The following is a 20464-nucleotide window of genomic DNA, read 5'->3' as shown; positions in this document are numbered from 1 at the left end:
AATAGCTTTAGCCAGTCGAAACTTCAATTGAAAACATTAAAAGTCAACAGAATGTTAATGATTTATTAATACATGTAATCAATTTATTTGGTAAATGATGCTAACATACTCCCAAATTATGTTTAACGTGGTAAACTATTCGAAGTTTTACAGCTTGTTTTTATGTCACAGAGAAATATCATCGATTAGTGACTCCATTGTTGTCATATTCGGGTATACTCTCCAACCTTAACGATTTAGCTGACATAAAAACGCTCCGTGAGGATGCTTGACGCGCTATGATTTTAGACGCTACACCGATTATTACATCGCTGCTGGATACTGATGCTTACAAGCTTCACATGCAACAGGCAGTTTTCCATCATTACAGTGATATTCCTGTCGTTGCAGAGTTCCGTTGTCGGAGTGATGAACGTCTAGGTGAATATGCAACAACCTTGCGCCATCAAGTTAATATGATGGCAGACTTGTCATTGAGCAATGAAGAGTTTGACTATCTTCAGAGTCTCCCTTTTTTCAAAAATGACTATCTGCAATGGTTTAAGCAATTTCGATTTAAACCCGAACAAGTCAACATTTCTGCTACACCAGAAAACCAACTAAGAATTAGAATAACAGGCCCTTGGCGTGAAGTTATTCTATGGGAAGTTCCATTATTGGCGTTGGTAAGTGAAATCGTTCATCGTGAACGTTCACCTCAAATAAGCCCTGATGATGCAGTTAATCAATTACGTAAATTAATTAACGTGTTTTATCAAGATGCCGCGGAACAACAAATTGATTTAGCTGATTTTAAACTTATGGACTTTGGTACTCGCCGCCGTTTTTCTTATGATGTGCAGTGCGCCATTGTTGATGAGCTAAAAAATCACTTTCCTTATCTTGTTGGTACTAGCAACTATCATTTAGCTGAACGTATGCAATTAGCACCAGTAGGCACACAGGCTCACGAGTGGTTCCAAGCTCATCAGCAAATTAGTCCTGAATTGGCGAACAGCCAACGAGCGGCATTACAATCATGGTTAGATGAATACCCAGATCAACTGGGCATTGCTCTTACAGATTGCATTACGATGGATGCTTTTTTACGTGACTTTGATAGACCTTTTGCAAATCGCTATCAAGGATTACGTCATGATTCTGGTGACCCTATTGAATGGGGTGAAAAAGCCATTGCGCATTATGAAAAACTTGGCATTAATCCAATGAGTAAAGTATTGGTGTTTTCTGATAGCCTCGATTTCCAGAAGGCATTGGTGCTTTATAAACATTTCCATAAGCGTATTCGCCTTATTTTTGGTATTGGAACACGGTTAACTTGCAACATTCCAATGGTTACCCCACTTAATATTGTTATTAAGCTAGTGGAGTGTAATGGTAAACCCGTTGCTAAACTATCTGATAGCCCAGGCAAAACCATTTGTGAAGATAATGACTTTGTTGATAAGTTACGCAAAGCCTTTGATGTTCCACTGGTTAAACAAGCTTGCTAATTAAGACTAACAATTAATTTGTTATCTAAATCGTTACCACAGCAAACGTTGTTATCAAAAAGTACTATATAGAAGAAAGGGTATTTACTACCCTTTCTCTCGTAATAAACCCCTCTTTTCATCAATGAATAGCCAATTTTTATCAATTTATTTTATACAAAGGCTTTTCTCTTCTTTATTCACTCTTTAAACTAAAATTTCCTACTTGTTTCCTGCGCTATTGCAAGTAACATAGAAAAACTGTCCAACAGGGGCAGAGTGAATTAACCAAACAATTATTTTAATTAAACGAAGAGAGATTTATTTATGATCGTTGCGCCTGTAGTTGACGTACTGCAAGGCCTTATCGCGGTTGGCGAAGATGTCACCGTTCGCGGTTGGGTACGTACAAGAAGAGATTCAAAAGCTGGTATCTCATTTCTTACCGTTTATGACGGTTCCTGCTTTAATCCAGTACAGGCCATCATTAATAATAATTTACCGAATTATCAAGATGAAGTGCTGCACTTAACCACAGGTTGCTCTGTGGAAGTCACCGGTAAAATTGTTGAATCTCCGGGCCAAGGACAGAACTTTGAAATTCATGCTACTGCAATCAAAGTAGTAGGAATGGTTGATGATCCGGAAACTTATCCGATGGCCGCCAAACGTCATAGTATTGAATACCTGCGTGAAGTTGCACACCTTCGCCCACGTACTAACTTAATTGGTGCCGTTGCTCGCGTTCGCCATACTTTGTCGCAAGCACTACATCGTTTCTTCGATGAACAAGGTTTCTTCTGGGTATCAACGCCTCTTATTACTGCGGCGGATACTGAAGGTGCTGGCGAAATGTTCCGTGTCTCTACATTAGACATGAACAACTTGCCACGTACAGATAAAGGCGAAGTAGACTTTAGTGAAGACTTTTTTGGTCGTGAAGCATTCCTAACGGTGTCAGGTCAGCTTAATGGCGAAACTTATGCTTCTGCACTAAGTAAAGTCTATACTTTTGGTCCTACTTTCCGTGCTGAAAACTCAAACACCAGCCGCCACTTAGCGGAATTTTGGATGGTTGAGCCTGAAGTGGCGTTTGCTGATCTTAACGATATTGCCGCACTGGCAGAAAAAATGCTGAAATACACCTTTGCAGCAGTATTAGCTGAACGCAAAGATGATATGGAATTTTTTGCACAGCGTGTTGATAAAGATGCCATTACTCGTTTAGAAAACTTTATTACTTCTGATTTTGCCCAGATTGACTATACAGATGCAGTCACTGTATTAGAAAACTGTGGTGAGAAATTTGAAAATCCTGTTTATTGGGGCGTTGATCTCTCTTCTGAGCATGAACGTTACCTTGCAGAGAAGCACTTTAAAGCACCTGTCGTAGTTAAAAACTATCCAAAAGACATTAAAGCATTCTATATGCGTATGAATGAAGATGGTAAAACTGTTGCGGCAATGGATGTATTAGCACCGGGTATTGGTGAAATCATCGGTGGTTCTCAGCGTGAAGAGCGTTTAGACATATTTGATAAACGCTTAGAAGAGATGGGAATGAATAAAGAAGATTATTGGTGGTATCGTGACCTACGTCGTTACGGTACAGTGCCACACTCTGGTTTTGGGCTAGGTTTTGAACGTTTAGTTGCTTATGTGACTGGTGTCGCAAACGTTCGTGAAGTTATTCCATTCCCTCGCACACCAAGAAACGCTGATTTCTAATTTTTTTGCTTAATAAATATTCAGCATGGCAGTTATGCTGTTTATTTATTATACTTGTTTTACTTAATACTAGAAGCCAACCTCAAGGTTGGCTTTTTTTATGCATGGTCCTTATTTGACTCAAAAGTTCCCTCAAATACATACTTTGAAATACATAGTTACAATTTGTTACACTTTTTTCGTTTTTGTAGCAAATTGGGGGTAGATAAAATTTTTCAGCAATGGAACACTGTCACCCGACACAGACGACACTTAACTCTCATAAATAGTTCCATAAAAATTAAGAAACTATTTCTGGCAGTGGCAAAGGTGTCTGAATAACACCAATGAGGGTAATAATAATGATGAAGCGCAATCTTCTTGCAGTGGTAATCCCAGCTCTGATGTTCGCTGGTGCAGCAAACGCAGCTGAAATGTATAACAAAGACGGCAACAAAGTAGATATCTACGGTAAAGTTGACGTTCGTCATTACTTCGCTGATAAAGATTCACATGAAAGCGGTGACGCTTCACGTGCACGTATCGGTTTCAAAGGCGAAACTCAAATCAATAAAGATTTAGTTGGTTTCGGTCGTTTTGAGTACGAAGTTAAAACTAACACCGTTGAAGGTGATGACAAAGCGAAAACTCGTTTTGCTTACGCTGGTTTTAAATTCGCTAACTATGGTTCAATGGACTACGGTCGTAACTACGGTGTAATTTACGACACCAACGCATGGACCGACATTCTGCCTCTGTGGGGCGGCGACTCAATGTCACAAACTGACGTTTATATGACTGGCCGTACTACTGGCGTTCTGACTTACCGTAACACTGATATGTTCGGTTACGTTGATGGCCTGAACTTTGCTCTGCAATACCAAGGCAAAAACAACGAAAACACCAATAATACTCGCAATGGCGAAAAAGCTAATGGCGACGGTTTCGGTTTCTCTACAGCTTATAACTTAGGCTGGGGCGTAACACTGGGTGGTGGTTACTCAAGTTCAGCTCGTACTTCATTCCAACAAGATTCTAGCACTGCTCACGGTTCACGTGCAGAAGCATGGAACGTTGGTGCGAAATTTGATGCTAACAACGTTTACTTAGCAGCTATGTACGGTGAAACTCGTAACATGACTACTTATGTTGACGGTATCGCTAACAAAACTCAAAACATCGAGTTAACTGCACAGTACGATTTCAAAGATCTAGGTATCAAACCATCTTTAGGTTATGTTCAATCTAAAGGTAAAGACTTAGATGCTAACGGCGGCTCAGCTGTTGCAAATGCAGATTTAGTTAAATATATCTCTGTAGGTTCTTTCTACAAATTTAACAAAAACATGACTGCAGTTGTTGATTACAAAATCAACCTGCTGAAATCTGATAACGATTTAGGTCTGAACGACGACAACGTTGTTGGTTTAGGTCTGACTTACCAGTTCTAATTACCGCTTAAGGTAATTAACAGTCAAGTTAATTGATTTGAAAAGCAACACTTTGGTGTTGCTTTTTTAATGCATTATTACTTACCATCTTGCTCTCTTCCTTTGCAACATTACTAATTAGTCTCCTTTTTCTCTACCGCTCTCCCATCCCTTTCCTACCTTATTAGTGTAATAAAAATAATAACCTACCATTTTATTGCTAACTATTTGGTTATTTTGACTATTTATCATTCATTTATTTGTTTTATTTGATAAATTAAAAAGTAGATAGCACTAAATTATCAATTGATTTTAGTCGTTATTATTACATGTTAATGTAATCACAGGATATTTACTTAATTACATCTTGATTTGCTATTTATTCTCACTTAGTTCACAACTTCTTGTTAATTTCACTACAAACAGTTGGCAAAAACTTGCCATAGCGGTACTCTTGTTACTCATATTTCGGCTTCGTTTTGAGCTTAGGGAACAATTACACTATGTTTGAAAAAATCATTGCTGCACCAGCGGATCCAATTCTAGGTTTGGCTGATAGTTTCCGTTCTGATACTCGTGAAAACAAAATCAACTTAGGAATTGGTGTTTATAAGGATGAAACAGGCAAAACACCTGTTTTAACAACTGTTAAAAAAGCAGAGAAATACCTGTTAGAAAACGAAACCACCAAAAATTACCTTCCTATCAGCGGTATTCCAGAATTTGGCAATGTTACCCAAGCACTTCTGTTTGGTGAACAGCATCCTATTATTACTGAAAAACGAGCTCGTACAGCACAAGCACCGGGTGGTACGGGTGCCTTGCGTATTGCCGCTGACTTTGTCGCTAAGCAAACGACCGCTAAACGTGTATGGATAAGCAATCCAACATGGCCAAATCATAATAATATTTTTGAAACTGCGGGTCTCGAAATCTGCAATTACGACTATTATGATGCTACTAATCGCGATTTAGATTTTGATGGTATGCTAGCAAGTCTTGCAAAAGCACAAGCGGGCGATGTCGTGTTGTTTCACGGCTGCTGCCATAACCCAAGCGGTATTGATCCAACAGAAGAACAATGGCGTCAATTAGCCGAACTTTCTGCTGAAAAAGGCTGGCTACCTATTTTTGACTTTGCTTACCAAGGTTTTGCCCGTGGTCTTGAAGAAGATGCGCAAGGTCTGCGTCTATTTGCAGAGAAAAATTCTGAGCTAATTGTTGCTAGCTCTTACTCTAAGAACTTTGGGCTATATAACGAACGTGTCGGTGCTTGTACTATCGTCACGAAAGATAGCGATACAGCAGAGAAAGCATTTAGCCAAGCTAAAGCGATTATTCGTGCTAACTACTCTAACCCACCCGCTCATGGTGCATCTGTTGTTACCACAATTCTTTCTAACCCAGAATTAAAAGAAGAGTGGATCCAAGAACTGACAACAATGCGTGAACGTATTCAACGTATGCGCCAACTGTTAGTGACTACCTTACAAGAAAAAGGTGCGAAACAAGACTTCAGCTTTATCATTGATCAAAATGGTATGTTCTCCTTTAGTGGGCTAAATAAAGAACAGGTTGAACGCTTACGCGCTGAATACGGTATTTATATCGTAGGTTCTGGTCGAATTAATGTTGCTGGTTTAACGCTTGAAAATATGGTTCCACTGTGTGAAGCCATTATTGCTGTTCTCTAATGCTAAATAGAAAACAGATAATTTTCTTTTAAGCTTGTAATACTGACAAAAAAGCCTTTTCTATCATGAAAAGGCTTTTTTATTTAAATTCGATTAGCGTAAACAACGATTACCAGATTGGCATTTCATCTTGTAAAAATGGATTATATTTGCGTTCATGCCCTAAATTAGACATAGGACCATGACCCGGAATAAATTGATAATCATCACCTAATGGTAAAACTTTATTTTTAATTGATGCAATAAGATCTGCATGGTTACCACGAGGAAAATCAGTACGACCAATGCTTTCACGAAATAAAACATCTCCCATAGAGATTAATTTATTTTGGTGATTAACAAAAATAATATGTCCCGGAGTATGACCCGGACAATGCAATACTGATAACGAAACTGTTTTTCCAACGGTTATAGTATCGCCTTCATTTAACCATTGATCTGGTGCAAAAGATTTTCCACCCGGAAAATTAAACATTCGGCACTGTTGCTCTAACTCTTCTAATAAAAAGTTATCATCTTTATGTGGTCCGTATACTGGCACATGAAAATGTTCAACAATTTCAGCAGTTCCTGCAACATGATCAAAATGACCATGGGTTAATAACACTTTTGTTAATTTTAACTGACGCTGTTCTATTTCTGTAATCAGCGTTTCGACATCTCCGCCGGGGTCAACTATTGCTGCTTCCTTCGTCTCATCACACCAAATTAAAGTGCAATTTTGCATATAGTTTGTCACAGGTACTATGTGATACATCATGAAACACTCCGCTCTTTAAAAACTGAATCTTAATAGATTACCATGAGCGGACAGGCCCTGTATCAATATGCACAAAATTACTTCTTGGATAAAACCCTACACCACCTGCTTTCATTCTTAATGCGACTTGGCGAACTTTAGATAAGTCAGTTCCGACTAAACGAAAATCCATTGCTTGCCCGCGAGTGTGATAGCTTTTCTTTGCTACACCACTGCTACTTTGGCGCAAATTATTATTAGTCACTAAAGAACGATAACCGGAGATAAGCTCAACAGGCTTATTATTATTAAGCATAACTTGCAGAAGATAGATTTGATCAAACAGCGCGGGGTCTATTGTCTTAATTTTATTCTGGCGATAGTCTCTAAATAAGTGATTAAGTTTAGACAGCTCATGTTTGTTATAACGTTTACCATCAAAAAATTCTGCTTTAATAGTTTCGCCTGTATTTAAATTATTAAAGCGGAGAATTTTTGGGCGAGGAGTTGCTAATGAAGCAAACGCATGAGAAGGAAGTAAACCTAAACCAACCGCTGCCATACCAAGGCCTAACCACTTTCGACGCTGTGAATCAATTATATCCATAGTATGTATACTCAATCAAAAATTATTCATAAGAGGGAGGAATCTTTATTATGACAATATTTTTCCTAAATTGTTTCCTCTTGTTTGTATAGTATTGTAAATAACGTGATATTTTAATTTACAATAATTCCGCATACTAATTAATTAGTTATTTGTACTAAATACACGTTTATTACTATATTATTTTATATAATTTAAAAAATATTTTATAGATTATATATAAATTTTATATCTCTATATAATAGCTATATATTAGCTAAATTTAACTTGGTTTAATTTATTGATTTTCATAAAAAAATAAAGGGTAAATAATATTTACCCTTTATTCGCTTTTGTGCTGCTAATGATGTCTATATTATAAATATCGCTTAATATTAGCTAAATAAGCATCTGCATCTGAAATACTTTGGTCATAAGAATAGATATCTGCTCGATATTGAGGCTCATTTTCCTGAGCAACCCAAGCTGTTTGATAATATAAATAAACCGGAATACGTTCTGGAATTGGCGCATATTGTGTTGCACCACGTTTTAATGCCGCATCAATACGATCTTGCTTCCATCCTGCATCGCCTAACAGAATTGAGGCTAGCTCAGATGCTTTATTTACACGAATACAGCCAGAACTAATCGCCCGCATATTCTTTGAAAATAGCGTGTGATTAGGTGTGTCGTGCAGATATATAGCCTCTGAATTTGGCATATTAAATTTATAGCGCCCTAATGAGTTAGTCGGTCCTGGTGCTTGCCAGATACGATAAGGGAAATTAGAAGCACTCATATTCTGCCAATCAATATCATAAGGATTGATCGGATAAGCATCGTTACCCCAACCTGAATAAATGGTATATCCTTTGCGACTAAAATAACTAGGATCTGCCTTCCCTCTTGGCACAATATCTTTGCGTGTCATACTTGTTGGCACACTCCAAGGCGGATTAACCACCACATTATTAAGCGCACTGCTCATAATTGGGGTTTTTCTATCTGGACGTCCAACAATAACTTTAGAGTCTAAAATAAGTTCATTGTTAGCATAAAAATAGAGTGAGAAATCAGGAATATTAACCCAAATACCCGTGTCAGCAATTGCCGGTGTTAAGCGCAAACGTTGCATATTAAGCGCCATAATGCTTGCTCGTTTAGCGGGAGTTGTATTTAACCAAACACGGGTTTGTTTACCGATAACGCCATCGGTTTCTAATCCATGTGCTGCTTGAAATAATTTTACCGCTGCAACTAATGATGCATCATATACTGTGGTTGCAATCTCTTGCTCATTAGCACCAAGTTCTGGCAGTAGCTTAAGATTACGCAAGATTTGTCTAAGCGCAATCACCTCTTCTGCTGATTGATTTGGTTTTAATGAGTTTGTCCCCTTCATTTCAGGCCAAATAACGTCTTGATGAAGCTGTTTACGCACTTCATTTTTCATTAATGCGTAATAAGGATGAGAAGGCGCAAAAGAGATAACAAAACTGCCTAGTGTGGCATTTTTGATATTTTGCTGAAAATCAGTCACCGATTTATCTGCAGGTGCGGTTAATGTTTGCATCGCCCCACGATAAAGTAACGAAACACCAGATTTATTAATTTGATCAACAAAGCTGATATACCCTAAGAAAGCATCTGATAAAATAACATCTCGCCCTTCTTGGGTTAATCCTGGAGCATCTAACTGCGCTAGCCAACGTCCAAATTGTGGTTGGATCCCCGAGAGTGCCACTTCAGCAATTTGCTGTTGCAGCTGTTCTGTGATTTTTTCGTCTTGCCAGATTAGTGCCAGATTATTATTTTGATAAACCTTAGTCAGCTGATTGAAATATAACGGCTTAAACTCCTGTGGTAACCATGACTGTAATTTAGCTCTCGCTTCTTGCTCTGTAACCAATGATATCTCTATTGCTACAACCGCAGGTGTTGCATTGTCTACAGGAATAAGAACAGCTGGTTCACTTGCAGGAACAAGCACTGTTGTTTCACTTATTGGCGCTGGAGCCTTTGCTTCATTTATAGGAGGAGTAGTTGCTGCTTTTTCCTCGGAGATAGATAACTCCATAGGCTGGCTATTTTCTGTCGCAATTGCACTTTGCCCAGAAAGAAGTGTGCCTATTACAACAGAATACACCATTGCTCTTTTAATTTGTTGTTGCGCCATAATTCCTCTTACCTCTTTCCCTTATTATTATTTTGGTATCCTAGAATATTAGATGAGTTAGAAGAAGAGTTTTATAGGAATAAACTAATATTTGTAAAGTTTTATAAGTTTCTTACGGGAATTTTTTTATTCAATCATCATAAAATGACTATTAAATTGATTTTTATACCTTTTAGAATATAAATCAAACAACACAGAAAAAATAATGAAATTTAGGTATCAACTAATAACAAGTAAGAGAAAAGTGAGGAAAGAGAAGAAGAAAGCACAATAGAGAGATAAGTGGAAACCGCATTATTAATAAAATAGTAAATAAGTTAACTTATTAGCCATCAAAAATAATCAAACGCTCAAATAGAAAAAGGCGTAGTTTCCTACGCCTGACAAATAAAGGTAAACAAAGACAAACAAAACTTAGTATTCTGAGTTGATAACAACTTCTTCACCAAACTGACCCGCTTTAGGCAGTGGTTGGTAAGATGAGTTAGCAGCACGTAAAATACGAATACCACGGATATTCAGTTCATCTGCTGCTGCGATATCAGCATCAGCATCACCATAGTAAATTTTCAGTTTATGATCACGCATCCAGCTTACTTTGTTATTTGCGCCAGGTTGGTCACCAGCAAAAATAACAGCCTGCATTTTATCAGCAGGAATATTCAAGCCTTCTTGAACATATTTGGTCACTGTCTCAGTTTTAGTTTGAGTACGACCAGTAATGAAATAAACAGTGTCGCCACGTTTTAAGTGCATCTGAACAAGATCGATACCGACTTGTTTAGGCATACTAAATTTATCCCACTCGTTGTTCATTTTTTCCCAGAATTCTGGGTTTTTCAGGTAGCTGAAATCGTTTGGAGAATATTCCAGTTTACCACGGAAGAAGCCTGGGCTTGAGAACAGAACGGTATCATCGATATCAAAACCAACAGCCATTGGTGGTTGACCTACTAAGCTTTTTTCGATATCTGCAACAGACACCCAATTAATTGGTTGTTGCTGTGCTAATTCAGTAACAGTAACACCTGGGCTTACTACTTCTGGCATATGAACTTTTGCCATTGCTGCGCCATTTAGGCTTAACGCTAAAGCAATCGCACTTAAAGTTAACGTGACTTTACGCATTCTCTTTCCTTTAAATTTTATGTTAATCACATACGGAAACAATCATAGACATCACTATTACATTTAAATGAGATGCAGCGCACGTTATGCCATTTAAGTTTTCGATTATTTGTTAATTTACTTTCATTTTTTGATCTATCTAACACTTTGAAAAAAGAAGGCGCTATTGGAATAACCCAGTAGCGCCTTTCTTATCATCACTTTTTATTCAATAACGAAGTTATTTTATTCTGCTGTTTCTGTTATTTCAGTAACATTTGATGATGCAATTTTATCTTTTTCACTCTGTTGACCAAAACCTTTCAGCCCAACAACATGTACGTGCTCAGTTCCATTAGAAACCTTACGTACTAATTTATAGGTTGTGCCTTTTTCAGGGCTAATATTTTCTGGTGCTGCAATGATAAGTTGCATATCTAATCTATCGCATAATTCAAACAGTGTAGCGATAGATTTCGCATCTAAACGAGCCGCTTCATCAAGGAATAATAGACGACAAGGTGAAATATCTTTGCCTCGTAAACGACGAGACTCCTCTTCCCAGCTCTGTACAACCATCACCAGAATCGACATACCTGTACCTATCGCTTCACCGGTAGATAAAGCACCACTTTCTGCTTTTAACCAACCTTCTGGTCCGCGATTAACTTCGACATCCATTTCAAGGTAGTTACGATAATCTAGTAGCTCTTCACCCACCGTTTGTGGCATACGTTGCCCAATATCTACTTGTGGATTTAAGCGCTGATAGAGTTTTGCCATCGCTTCTGAGAAGGTCAGATTTTGGTTTTTGAACAAGTCTTGGTATTGGTTATCTTCTTCTGATAACACATCAAGTAAAATTTGATGGCTTTCACGAATATTAACGTTTAAGCGAACACCGCGTACCTGACCAAATGACACCGCTTGTAACCCTTGGTTAAGCATACGAATTCGATTTTGTTCACGCTGAATAGTTTTACGAATAATATTCGCGACACTTCGTGAACTGATCGCCAGTTTTTGCTCGCGATTTGTCAATTCTTCAGTTAAACGTGCAAGCTCAATTTCCATTTGCTCAATGGCATCAATTGGATCATCCGTTTTGATAATATCTTGTCGGATACGTTCTCTTAGATGTTGATAGACAGCAATAAAGAACTGAACTTTGCGATCTGGGAATTTTGCATCCTCAGAGCGACGTAACGCATCACGCAAATATTCATTATCGGCAACCGCTTGACGCAACGCACCTAACGCTTTATCCGACATTGAACGCAACTCATCGGCAGAAAGATAAGCAAAATCTCGACGATGCAAACGTCGTTCCATGCCATTTTCTTTCACCAAACGCATTACCGCACACCAACCAGCTTTCGCACTAACAACCTGTTCGCGAATTTGCAGATAGTCACGTTCAAGCTTACGAATTTTCTTCGTCATATTATCGCGCTCAGCTTCACTCAAGGCGATATCACGCTCAAGTTGACTGATACGGGTGCGATTGATACTTACCGCAGAATAGCGTTGATCACGCAGCTCTTTCGCGCGAGTTTCAGCACTGGCATCAATATGAATGCCAGTTTCTTTCATCTCTTGCTCAAGCTCTCTTAATAATTCAGATTTGGTATCAAAAGAACTTTTTAATGATGCCAGAACTTGATTAAATTGCGCATATTGCGCTTGTTGCTGACGATACAACTCACGTGCTGTTGTACGCTCAGTTTCTGCCATCTCTAAACGATGACGCAGTTTTTCATTGAGATCACTATTTTCACTCACAATTTCGACGGCGTCGCTATAGCTAAAGTGTGCACGACGCTGCACAACTTCCACCAGCAAGAAAGCATGTTGTTGATACCGCTGTTGCTCTGCTTTAGCTTGTTCGTAATCTTTAGTTAGTTGCTCATGTTCTTGCGGATCACTTTGTAAAATAGCAGCTATCGGCTCTAATGTTGCCAAGGCTTTTTCATGACGTTGTAGATAACGCATTGACTCTTCAGCAACATAAAGCTCTTCACGTAGCTCTTCAACACGATCAATTAACGTCTCATCCATCAAGATATTGACTTGCGGGATCAGTTTATTCAGTAGTGTTAGTGACTCTTTCGCCTGTGCATAGTGCTGACGTTGTTGTTGAGTACTCTCTTCATATTGAGTGAGTGCTCTCTCTATTTCATTACGGCGTTGATTTAGCTGACGAATATCTTCTTCAGGATCCGCTTCAAATGCCACTGAAATATGTTGCCCAACAAATTGGCTAAAAGCGTGATGCGCACGTTGGATTTTTTGCACATCAAAAGCTTGTGTTGCATACAGCTCAGATAATTCATCACGTTGATGCGTTAAAATATCTAACTGGCTTTCACGAGCAGCACGACCAAAGAGTGGAATTTCAGGGTAACGTGAATAGCGCCATTGTCTGTCTGATGTTTTTATCAGAACCGCTTTATCCATCTCTTGTGCATTAAATACGCTATCATCAAAAGATTGTGGATCACCTTCAATAAAATAGAGATCTTCAGGGCAATCTTCTAATGTTGCTAACTGTTCCTGCACAGGAGCAAGATCTTGCACTACAATAGCATGACGAGCAGGACCATAAAGTGCAGAGAAATAAGGTGCATCTTCCAGTGTAATGTCATCATAAATCTCTGATAATAAAACACCGTTAAAACGTTCAGCTAATGTAATAAGTCGGCTATCTTCAGCACCACTTGGCTGACTTAAGCGCTCAATTTGTGCTTCAATTTGTTGTTTACGTGATGCAGTTTCATCTCGTAATACAGTAGCTTCACGTTCTTTTTCAAGTAACTGCTGCATATATTCAGTTACTTGGTGCCCAGTTTCAAAAGATTGATTTGTTTGTTCACATAATTGAGTTAATGCATCTTGTGCCGCAATCCAAGCTGGTGCTTGTTTGGTTAGCTTTTGGATTTGCTGTTTTAACTGATCAAGCTCTTGTCGCATTTGCATGCGTTGTTCGCCAGATTCATTTACGTAATCACTTAACTCTTCAATTTTTGCTTCTAATTCATCTTGTAAAATAAGTAAATCATCTGGCTCCATTGCTTTGCCATGATGTTTATTAAATTCTTCAAGTTGTCTTTGTGCATTATCTCGTTGCTGCAAGCGTTGTTCTAATTCTGCTAATTGCATTCTAATAGGATGAGCCCTATCAGCTTGGTGACGATGTGAAGACCATTCACGTAGGGCATTTTTTGCTGCACCCCATGCATCTTGACGATTAACTTCACCGACAATAGCGCTAATTAGCTTATAAGCTTGGTCAAACTGTGTTTTAGCTGCATCAGAAACATTAAGTTTCTGCTCCATAGAGAGCAGTTTATGAGTAATGGCTTGTATTTTTTCTTGAATACGATCAGCCCACTCTTGCGCATTTTTTTCATCTAAATCATCGATACCACACTGTGCTTTCGCTCGCTCTAATGCTTGCACAGCTTGGCGATATTGAATTGCTCGTGTTTGTTGTACATCTAGTGCTTGTTGATAATCTGCTAACTGATTTTTCAGTTCATCGACTTCTTCTTCTGCTGATTCAACTCTTGCTTCTAACTCTTCTTTTTTTGATGCTGCTTCTTCGACAACTTCACTTTGCTCTTCTAAACGGAATGTTATCTCTTCAACATCAGCAATATAGCGATCAATTTTTTCTTGTTGGCGAACCGCATTTTGCACCAAGTTTAACCTATCACTTGCCGCTTGATAGTCTGCTTCAAGATCAGAAGATAAGGCTTGCTGCTCTTCAAGCTCTTTTCCCATTTCAACAAAGCGATAATCTTCGCTATTGATCGATTTACGCTGACTCCACAGCTCTCGGCGAACATTAAGTGCTTCATCAAGGTGAACGCGTCTTTCATTAGCGTGGCGCATATAGTCAGCAGCAACATATGAGGTTGCTTCAGTGATTAAGTGCTTAAATAAATCACGATCTGACTGAGTGACGCGAATAGCTTCAAGTGTCATGCGGTTTTCACGCAGAGCCCCTTCCATATCTTGGAACGCTTTTCTAACACCACTATTTTCAGGTAATAAATAGTCACGTAAAGAACGGGTGATGGCACTAGAAATACCACCATATAAGGAAGCTTCAATTAAACGATAATATTTTGCACGATCGCTGGCTGATCGCAGACGTTTAGGAATAACCCCTAAATCAAACATTACCGCATGGAAATCTGTAATAGAGTTAAATTGTCTAAATACAACGCCATCTATTGCTTCGACTCTCTCTTTTAACTCATTTAACGGTAAAACACGTGCTTGGCGCTCAGCAACAACTTCAGTTAAGATTTCCGTTGGGTTCTCTGCCATTGGCAACCCTTGGATCATAAAGGGTTTTATATCAACTTTTTTATCTCGTCCTGCAATTTGCTGTAAACGTACACCCACAACAGCACGTAAATGACGAGAGTTAATGACATCTAATACCGCATAACAGACCCCAGGACGCAATTTACCGTATAAGCCTTTATCGCGAGAGCCACTAGTAGAGCCAGCTTCTGTGGTATTACGGAAATGAAGTAAGGTGAGATCTGGGATCATCGCAGTAATAAACGCTGCCATGGTGGTTGATTTTCCTGCACCATTACCACCTGATAGTGTGGTAACTAACTCATCTAAATCAAAAGTACGGGCAAAAAAACCATTCCAGTTGATTAGTGTTAATGAGCGAAATTTTCCCCGTTCAATCATTTATTTTCTTCCTCCGCATCATCCTCACTGGAGTGCAATTGCTCATCTTCATCTTCATTTTCGTCATCATCATTAGATAATTCTGGCTCACTCTCTAGCGCCATTGCCTCTCCATCACGGATCATGCGCATTTGAGCCTCAATAGGAGAGTCGCCACTACGAACATCGGCACCAAAACGAAACACTGATTCAGTAATTGAAAAACGTTGCAGATCATTTTGCAAAAACGCAATCATTCCTAAACGACGTAAGCGGTTTAGAGATGTTCTCATTTTTTCTTGTAATTTTTGCAAGTCTAAGTCAGAACCTGTAGAACGCTGGTTTACTAAACGAAGTAGTTTTGATTCATCAGCAAGCGTGCGCAATTCATCAAACAGCTCTTGTACCGTGAAAATACCCTGATTTGCTAATCGTTCAGGGCTAAGATAGAGGTAACACAAAATTTTACCCACTAGCATATCCATTTCAGAGAGTACTGAACGAGGGATAAGTGTGGTTGAACGTGGACGAAGATAGAAAAATCCTTCAGGTGCTCGAATTAGTTCGACGTTATAACGCGCATAAAAATCGGATAACTCATCTTGAAAATCCATCAAGAAAGCATGGTCATCCAGAGAGTCTATACCAATATGCCGACCTGCACGTAACTGACTATCCAGTTCAGGAAAAAGTGAGTTCGCTAACGCCTGTGCCAGTTTTGCTGGCATAAATTGCTCAGTATGTATCGATGACATGCGCCTGTACCTTAGCTCCATATTCGTTAATTTCTGACCATTTTGCAGGTAGTCCTGCAAGTTCAGCTTGTGCTACACCCAATCGTACTGCCTGATCAATGACAATACGCGCCACATCAAAATGTTTTTGTTGTGGATAATGGTGAAGAAATTCAACTAGCACTGAACCAAGATCTAATGCTCTTTGTTCTGATTTATAAGAGGCGAGCTCTTGTTCAACCCATTGGGTTATTTGCTCATTAACTTCACTGAACATTTGATATTCTAGTTCTTCAGGTAATTCACCGGTGACTTCTTCATCTCGCAATGTCAGTTCTTCATCACGCATATCAAAAAGTCTATCCGCGTTTGCATAAGTTAATGCCCACGGGCTATCAAAATAATTTTGTACTGATTGGCGTAATCGACGGGAGAAAATGCGATTTTTATCCATATCAATAGCTGTACGAATAAATTTATGGACATGCCTATCATAACCAATCCATAAATCAATAGATTGCTGACCCCAGCTGATGATTCGGTCTAGCTTACTTTGCAATTCAAAAATCAGGGTATCAATTTGCTCTACATGACCTGAATTCATATTTGCTTCTTGAATACGCAATAAGTTAGCTTGTAGTTTGTCACCTGCGGCTTCAAGGGTATCTTGTAACTCTCTTAACGTACCTGATGTTTCTGATAACAGTTGTTCACAACTTGAAATCGCTGCTTGCCAATCTTGATTTAATAGCTCGGCAATATCTTCTTTTACTGTGTTTTGCTGCTCATCCATAATACGTTGCGAAAGATCGATACTATCGAATATTTCAGCAACTGAATATTTTAATGGGGCGAATACATTACGGTGCCAATGATATTCATCACCACCTTCTTCTGCTGAACTTGCAGCAGAATCTAATTCTCCCGCAACGATAGAAAGCTGCATTGATAACCGTAATGATGAAAATTCACGTTGGCGAATATAATAATCACTAATACCAATGCCTAATGGTGTTAAACGATAAATCGCATTACCTTCTACCAGTTCACTGGTAAAACGGTTAAAGAGGCGCTGTTTAACCATATCATTAATGGCATTGTTAGCACGTACCTGAATAGCTTCTGCGGGTTGTTCAAAGCCTTTACAGACTTCTCTAAAGGCGTCAATCAACTCACCTTCACTCATCTCGCCATCAAGGCGTTCGCTGTTTAATACAGCAACTGCCATCAAAAAAGCTAATCTTTCAGGTGGCAGTGAAATCGAGAAATCATTTTTTCTCGCCCAAGACACTAACTCAGGAACGGTCTGGGTAAAATCACTCATAGTACATCCTTAATTTACACGCTTTTGTGCCATGACATGAATATAACGCCCCAGACTGATATAGGGCTCTTGCCTACAATAACGCTGCTCTAAAGCAAGCAACGCTGGGAAATCTTTAGTTTGTAACTGACGACTTTGCAAATAATCATGGAAGACACGCACACCCGTTTTCCCTAGTATGTTCATCGAAAACTCAGACAGCCATTGATAAACATCTTCAGGTTGTAATGGATTTTGGGGCGACAAAGAGCGTTTTCTTCTACGCGGAATTTCAGGGGCAGCTAAATGAAAATTCCCCAAAATAGCGTTTCTCATTACAATTGCGTTAGCATTGTAAAACATCAGCGATAAGATACCATTAGGCAGTAGTATATCGGTAAGAACATTTACGGCATCTTTCTGATCCGTGATCCATTCTAATACGGCATGGAATAAAATTAAGTCAAATTTTTCATCTACATGCTGTTTAATATCTTGAGCTGCACAACAAATAAATGTCATATTTTGCACAACGCCATCTTCCGTTGCCGCTTCTTCTGCTCGGTTAAGCATCTCTTGAGATAAATCACATAAAATGATTTGATGCCCAAGTTGGGCAAGCTTACGAGAAAAATAACCTTCTCCTCCACCAGCATCTAAAATGCGTAAAGGGCGATTAGGAAGTTGAGTCAGTAGTTGTTGTAAATCTTGCCAAATGACTGCCTGACGGATTTTACCCTTTGTTGTGCCATAGATATTGCGAGAGAATTTATCAGCAATATCGTCAAAATTACGATCTGACATTAAAACGCCTCATGATAACGACCTGTTACTTGCGCTCTTTGCATTCTGATAAATTCAAAAATATGAGACACTGTGCATAAAATGAAAGATAACAATTTTACCAGTGTTCTATGATACTGACTGTTTTCTATAAAGAAATAAGTCATGAATCAGACTATTCGCAAAGCGCTGTATAAATATAACGCTTATTAATGAAAAAATTAACGTTCAAACGTTTATCGTTTTATAAATTATTGACTGTTCTTTATTTCTATCGGTTCAGATTTTAGATAGATAAAGTGTTGTAGTCTATTTTGACACAGCGCTTCTGAAATCCCCTAGTTTTCACTAAATTTTTGCTATCAATTGCATGCATTTCACTCAACTCAGGATAATTTATGCTATTTTTGCTCAAAAAATATATTGGTGGCTTATTAATGCCTTTTCCTTTGCTACTAATTATTGCCTTTTTTGCCCTTGCTTTACTCTGGTTTACTCGTTGGCAAAAAACAGGAAAAAGTATGCTCACTATAGCATTATTTTTATTAGCTATTTTAGGGATACAACCTATTGCTGATACATTATTAATGCCAAGTGAAAAAAACTATCAAACACGTTATGAATTAAGAGAAACATCACCACAAGAGATTAACTATATTGTGGTTTTAGGTGGCGGATTTACTTATAACCCTGAGTGGTCACCAAGTTCTAACTTATTAAATAATAGCCTATTTCGTGTCGCAGAAGCGGTACGCCTTTATTATCGCAATCCTAACGTAACACTGATATTTACAGGTGGTACTGGCGCAAATAAGATAAGTAGCGCTGAAGTTGCCGCTCAAGTAGCGCAATCGTTAGGCGTTCCAGCAGAGAAAACTATTGCGTTATCAATACCGAAAGATACCGAAGAAGAGGCTTATGAAGTTGATAAATTAATTGGTAAGCAACCTTTTTTATTAGTCACTTCAGCTAACCATTTAGCTCGTGCTGAACGTTTCTTTTTAGCACGTGGCATGCAGCCAATTGCGGCTCCTGCAAATCAGTTAGCCATCACAACACCACTACATCCTTGGGAAAAATATATTCCTTCAGCGAGTTATTTTCAGCACACTGAACGTGCATGGTATGAGTTTTTAGGATCAATATGGCAATCAATAAAGCCAGATAGTCATCCTGAATTATTACCTGAGAATAAACAGAGTGAAGATACGATTAGCAATACAAAAAGCTAACGATATTTGCTGAGATAGATTTCAAAAAACAGATCAAAAAAGGCATGTAATTGACTTACATGCCTTTGAGATTTCAACGAATTTTAGCTGCGCGTAATGATAAGGTATTATTTTTATTTGCTTGATCGTAAGAGGACTTAAGCTGACGCATGGCTTCTATTTTACGTTCCATTACACCCATTTTTTTTAACTTAGAAATATCGTGTTTTAATAACATAACCACTCCCCATATCCCCCAGATCTCTCATAATGATAGATATTACGTCAATATGTAATTTCTGTAAAATTCGGTCATAATAACGCTTCAATTTATGATTTTCTGCAAAAAATAAGTATGCTTTGGATTTATAGGTCTTACAATGCAATTCAATTATTGTTTTTAGTGCCTCGGCTAATTCATTTTGAAAACAAAATTTACGAGAACATTCTCCTTTAAGAGGTCGCCTATAGTAAGTTTCATTGAAAAAACTTTCTTGCCTATCAAATTTTAAATCATAACACTGATCTATAATTTTAAATCCAACCTCTTCACTTCTATAACAAATATACTCTTCATCAGTAATATTTATTTGGCTAAAAAATAGAATAAATTTGAATTCATCTACAAAAAAATCGTAAGTATGTGCAGTAAAATTATGATTAGGAAATTCTTTAAATTCACCAGAGTATTGTATTGTCATATTAAACAGTAAGCCAATTAACCAGCTCAAATTTTAACATAAAAAATCACGAAAACGTCTTTCATCCTGTAATTTAAGATAAACTTTATTCATTACTATCATATAGTTAGCTTATTAATCATC

15 protein-coding genes are annotated in these 20464 nt (G+C 38.2%); 5 read left to right on the top strand and 10 right to left on the bottom strand.

Going from position 1 to position 20464, the window contains the following annotated elements; genetic code table 11:
• The first annotated feature begins 278 nt into the window (after positions 1-278).
• The 4 genes from pncB to ABN099_RS10515 all read left to right on the top strand — a co-directional run bounded on the left by pncB (position 279) and on the right by ABN099_RS10515 (position 6303).
• On the top strand, positions 279-1493 hold the full coding sequence (gene pncB / locus ABN099_RS10530) for a nicotinate phosphoribosyltransferase (protein WP_349463711.1): 1215 nt from the start codon (positions 279-281) through the stop codon (positions 1491-1493).
• Positions 1494-1799: 306 nt separating this feature from the next.
• Complete coding sequence (gene asnS, locus ABN099_RS10525) at positions 1800-3200, top strand: asparagine--tRNA ligase (RefSeq protein ID WP_349463709.1); 1401 nt, start codon at positions 1800-1802, stop codon at positions 3198-3200.
• Positions 3201-3541: 341 nt separating this feature from the next.
• Entirely contained in the window at positions 3542-4630 is a 1089-nt protein-coding gene (locus tag ABN099_RS10520) for a porin (protein WP_349463707.1), read from the top strand.
• Between the two features lie 482 nt (positions 4631-5112).
• Positions 5113-6303: an amino acid aminotransferase gene (locus ABN099_RS10515; RefSeq protein ID WP_349463705.1), complete on the top strand. Its 1191-nt coding sequence runs from the start codon at positions 5113-5115 to the stop codon at positions 6301-6303.
• A 109-nt stretch (positions 6304-6412) separates the two neighbouring features.
• On the opposite strand, the gene ABN099_RS10510 is transcribed toward ABN099_RS10515, so the two are convergent.
• The 8 genes from ABN099_RS10510 to cmoM all read right to left on the bottom strand — a co-directional run bounded on the left by ABN099_RS10510 (position 6413) and on the right by cmoM (position 18450).
• On the bottom strand, positions 6413-7063 hold the full coding sequence (locus ABN099_RS10510) for an MBL fold metallo-hydrolase (protein WP_349463703.1): 651 nt from the start codon (positions 7061-7063) through the stop codon (positions 6413-6415).
• A 37-nt stretch (positions 7064-7100) separates the two neighbouring features.
• A complete protein-coding gene (locus ABN099_RS10505; protein WP_349463701.1) occupies positions 7101-7649 on the bottom strand; it encodes a YcbK family protein in 549 nt (182 codons plus the stop codon).
• 355 nt (positions 7650-8004) lie between these two features.
• A complete protein-coding gene (ldtD, locus tag ABN099_RS10500) occupies positions 8005-9807 on the bottom strand; it encodes a L,D-transpeptidase (RefSeq protein ID WP_349463699.1) in 1803 nt (600 codons plus the stop codon).
• A 414-nt stretch (positions 9808-10221) separates the two neighbouring features.
• Positions 10222-10935, bottom strand: coding sequence for an acid phosphatase AphA (aphA, locus tag ABN099_RS10495; protein ID WP_349463697.1), 714 nt, complete (start codon positions 10933-10935; stop codon positions 10222-10224).
• 225 nt (positions 10936-11160) lie between these two features.
• Positions 11161-15630, bottom strand: a complete 4470-nt coding sequence (gene mukB / locus ABN099_RS10490; RefSeq protein ID WP_349463695.1) for a chromosome partition protein MukB — start codon at positions 15628-15630, stop codon at positions 11161-11163.
• On the bottom strand, positions 15627-16364 hold the full coding sequence (gene mukE / locus ABN099_RS10485; RefSeq protein WP_349463693.1) for a chromosome partition protein MukE: 738 nt from the start codon (positions 16362-16364) through the stop codon (positions 15627-15629). Before mukE ends, mukB begins: the two co-directional genes overlap by 4 nt.
• Positions 16345-17667, bottom strand: coding sequence for a chromosome partition protein MukF (mukF, locus tag ABN099_RS10480; protein WP_349463691.1), 1323 nt, complete (start codon positions 17665-17667; stop codon positions 16345-16347). Before mukF ends, mukE begins: the two co-directional genes overlap by 20 nt.
• A 9-nt stretch (positions 17668-17676) precedes the next feature.
• Positions 17677-18450 carry a tRNA uridine 5-oxyacetic acid(34) methyltransferase CmoM gene (cmoM, locus tag ABN099_RS10475; protein ID WP_349463689.1) on the bottom strand — a complete coding sequence of 258 codons (774 nt, stop codon included), beginning with the start codon at positions 18448-18450 and terminating at the stop codon, positions 17677-17679.
• 377 nt (positions 18451-18827) lie between these two features.
• Here cmoM and elyC point away from each other — a divergent pair, with 377 nt between their 5' ends.
• A complete protein-coding gene (gene elyC, locus ABN099_RS10470; RefSeq protein WP_349463688.1) occupies positions 18828-19661 on the top strand; it encodes an envelope biogenesis factor ElyC in 834 nt (277 codons plus the stop codon).
• A 73-nt stretch (positions 19662-19734) separates the two neighbouring features.
• Here the strand turns inward: elyC and ABN099_RS10465 are convergent, their stop codons facing one another.
• Positions 19735-19878 (bottom strand): hypothetical protein, encoded by a 144-nt coding sequence (locus ABN099_RS10465; RefSeq protein ID WP_349463687.1) that lies wholly within the window; start codon positions 19876-19878, stop codon positions 19735-19737.
• On the bottom strand, positions 19853-20341 hold the full coding sequence (locus ABN099_RS10460; protein ID WP_349463685.1) for a hypothetical protein: 489 nt from the start codon (positions 20339-20341) through the stop codon (positions 19853-19855). Before ABN099_RS10460 ends, ABN099_RS10465 begins: the two co-directional genes overlap by 26 nt.
• Positions 20342-20464 lie beyond the last annotated feature (123 nt).

The organism is Proteus hauseri, assembly GCF_040139125.1.
In the GTDB taxonomy this organism is placed as follows: Bacteria; Pseudomonadota; Gammaproteobacteria; order Enterobacterales; family Enterobacteriaceae; genus Proteus; species Proteus hauseri_B.
The sequence above is the reverse complement of the archived record's forward strand: the minus strand, read 5'-3'. Positions and strand labels throughout refer to the sequence as shown.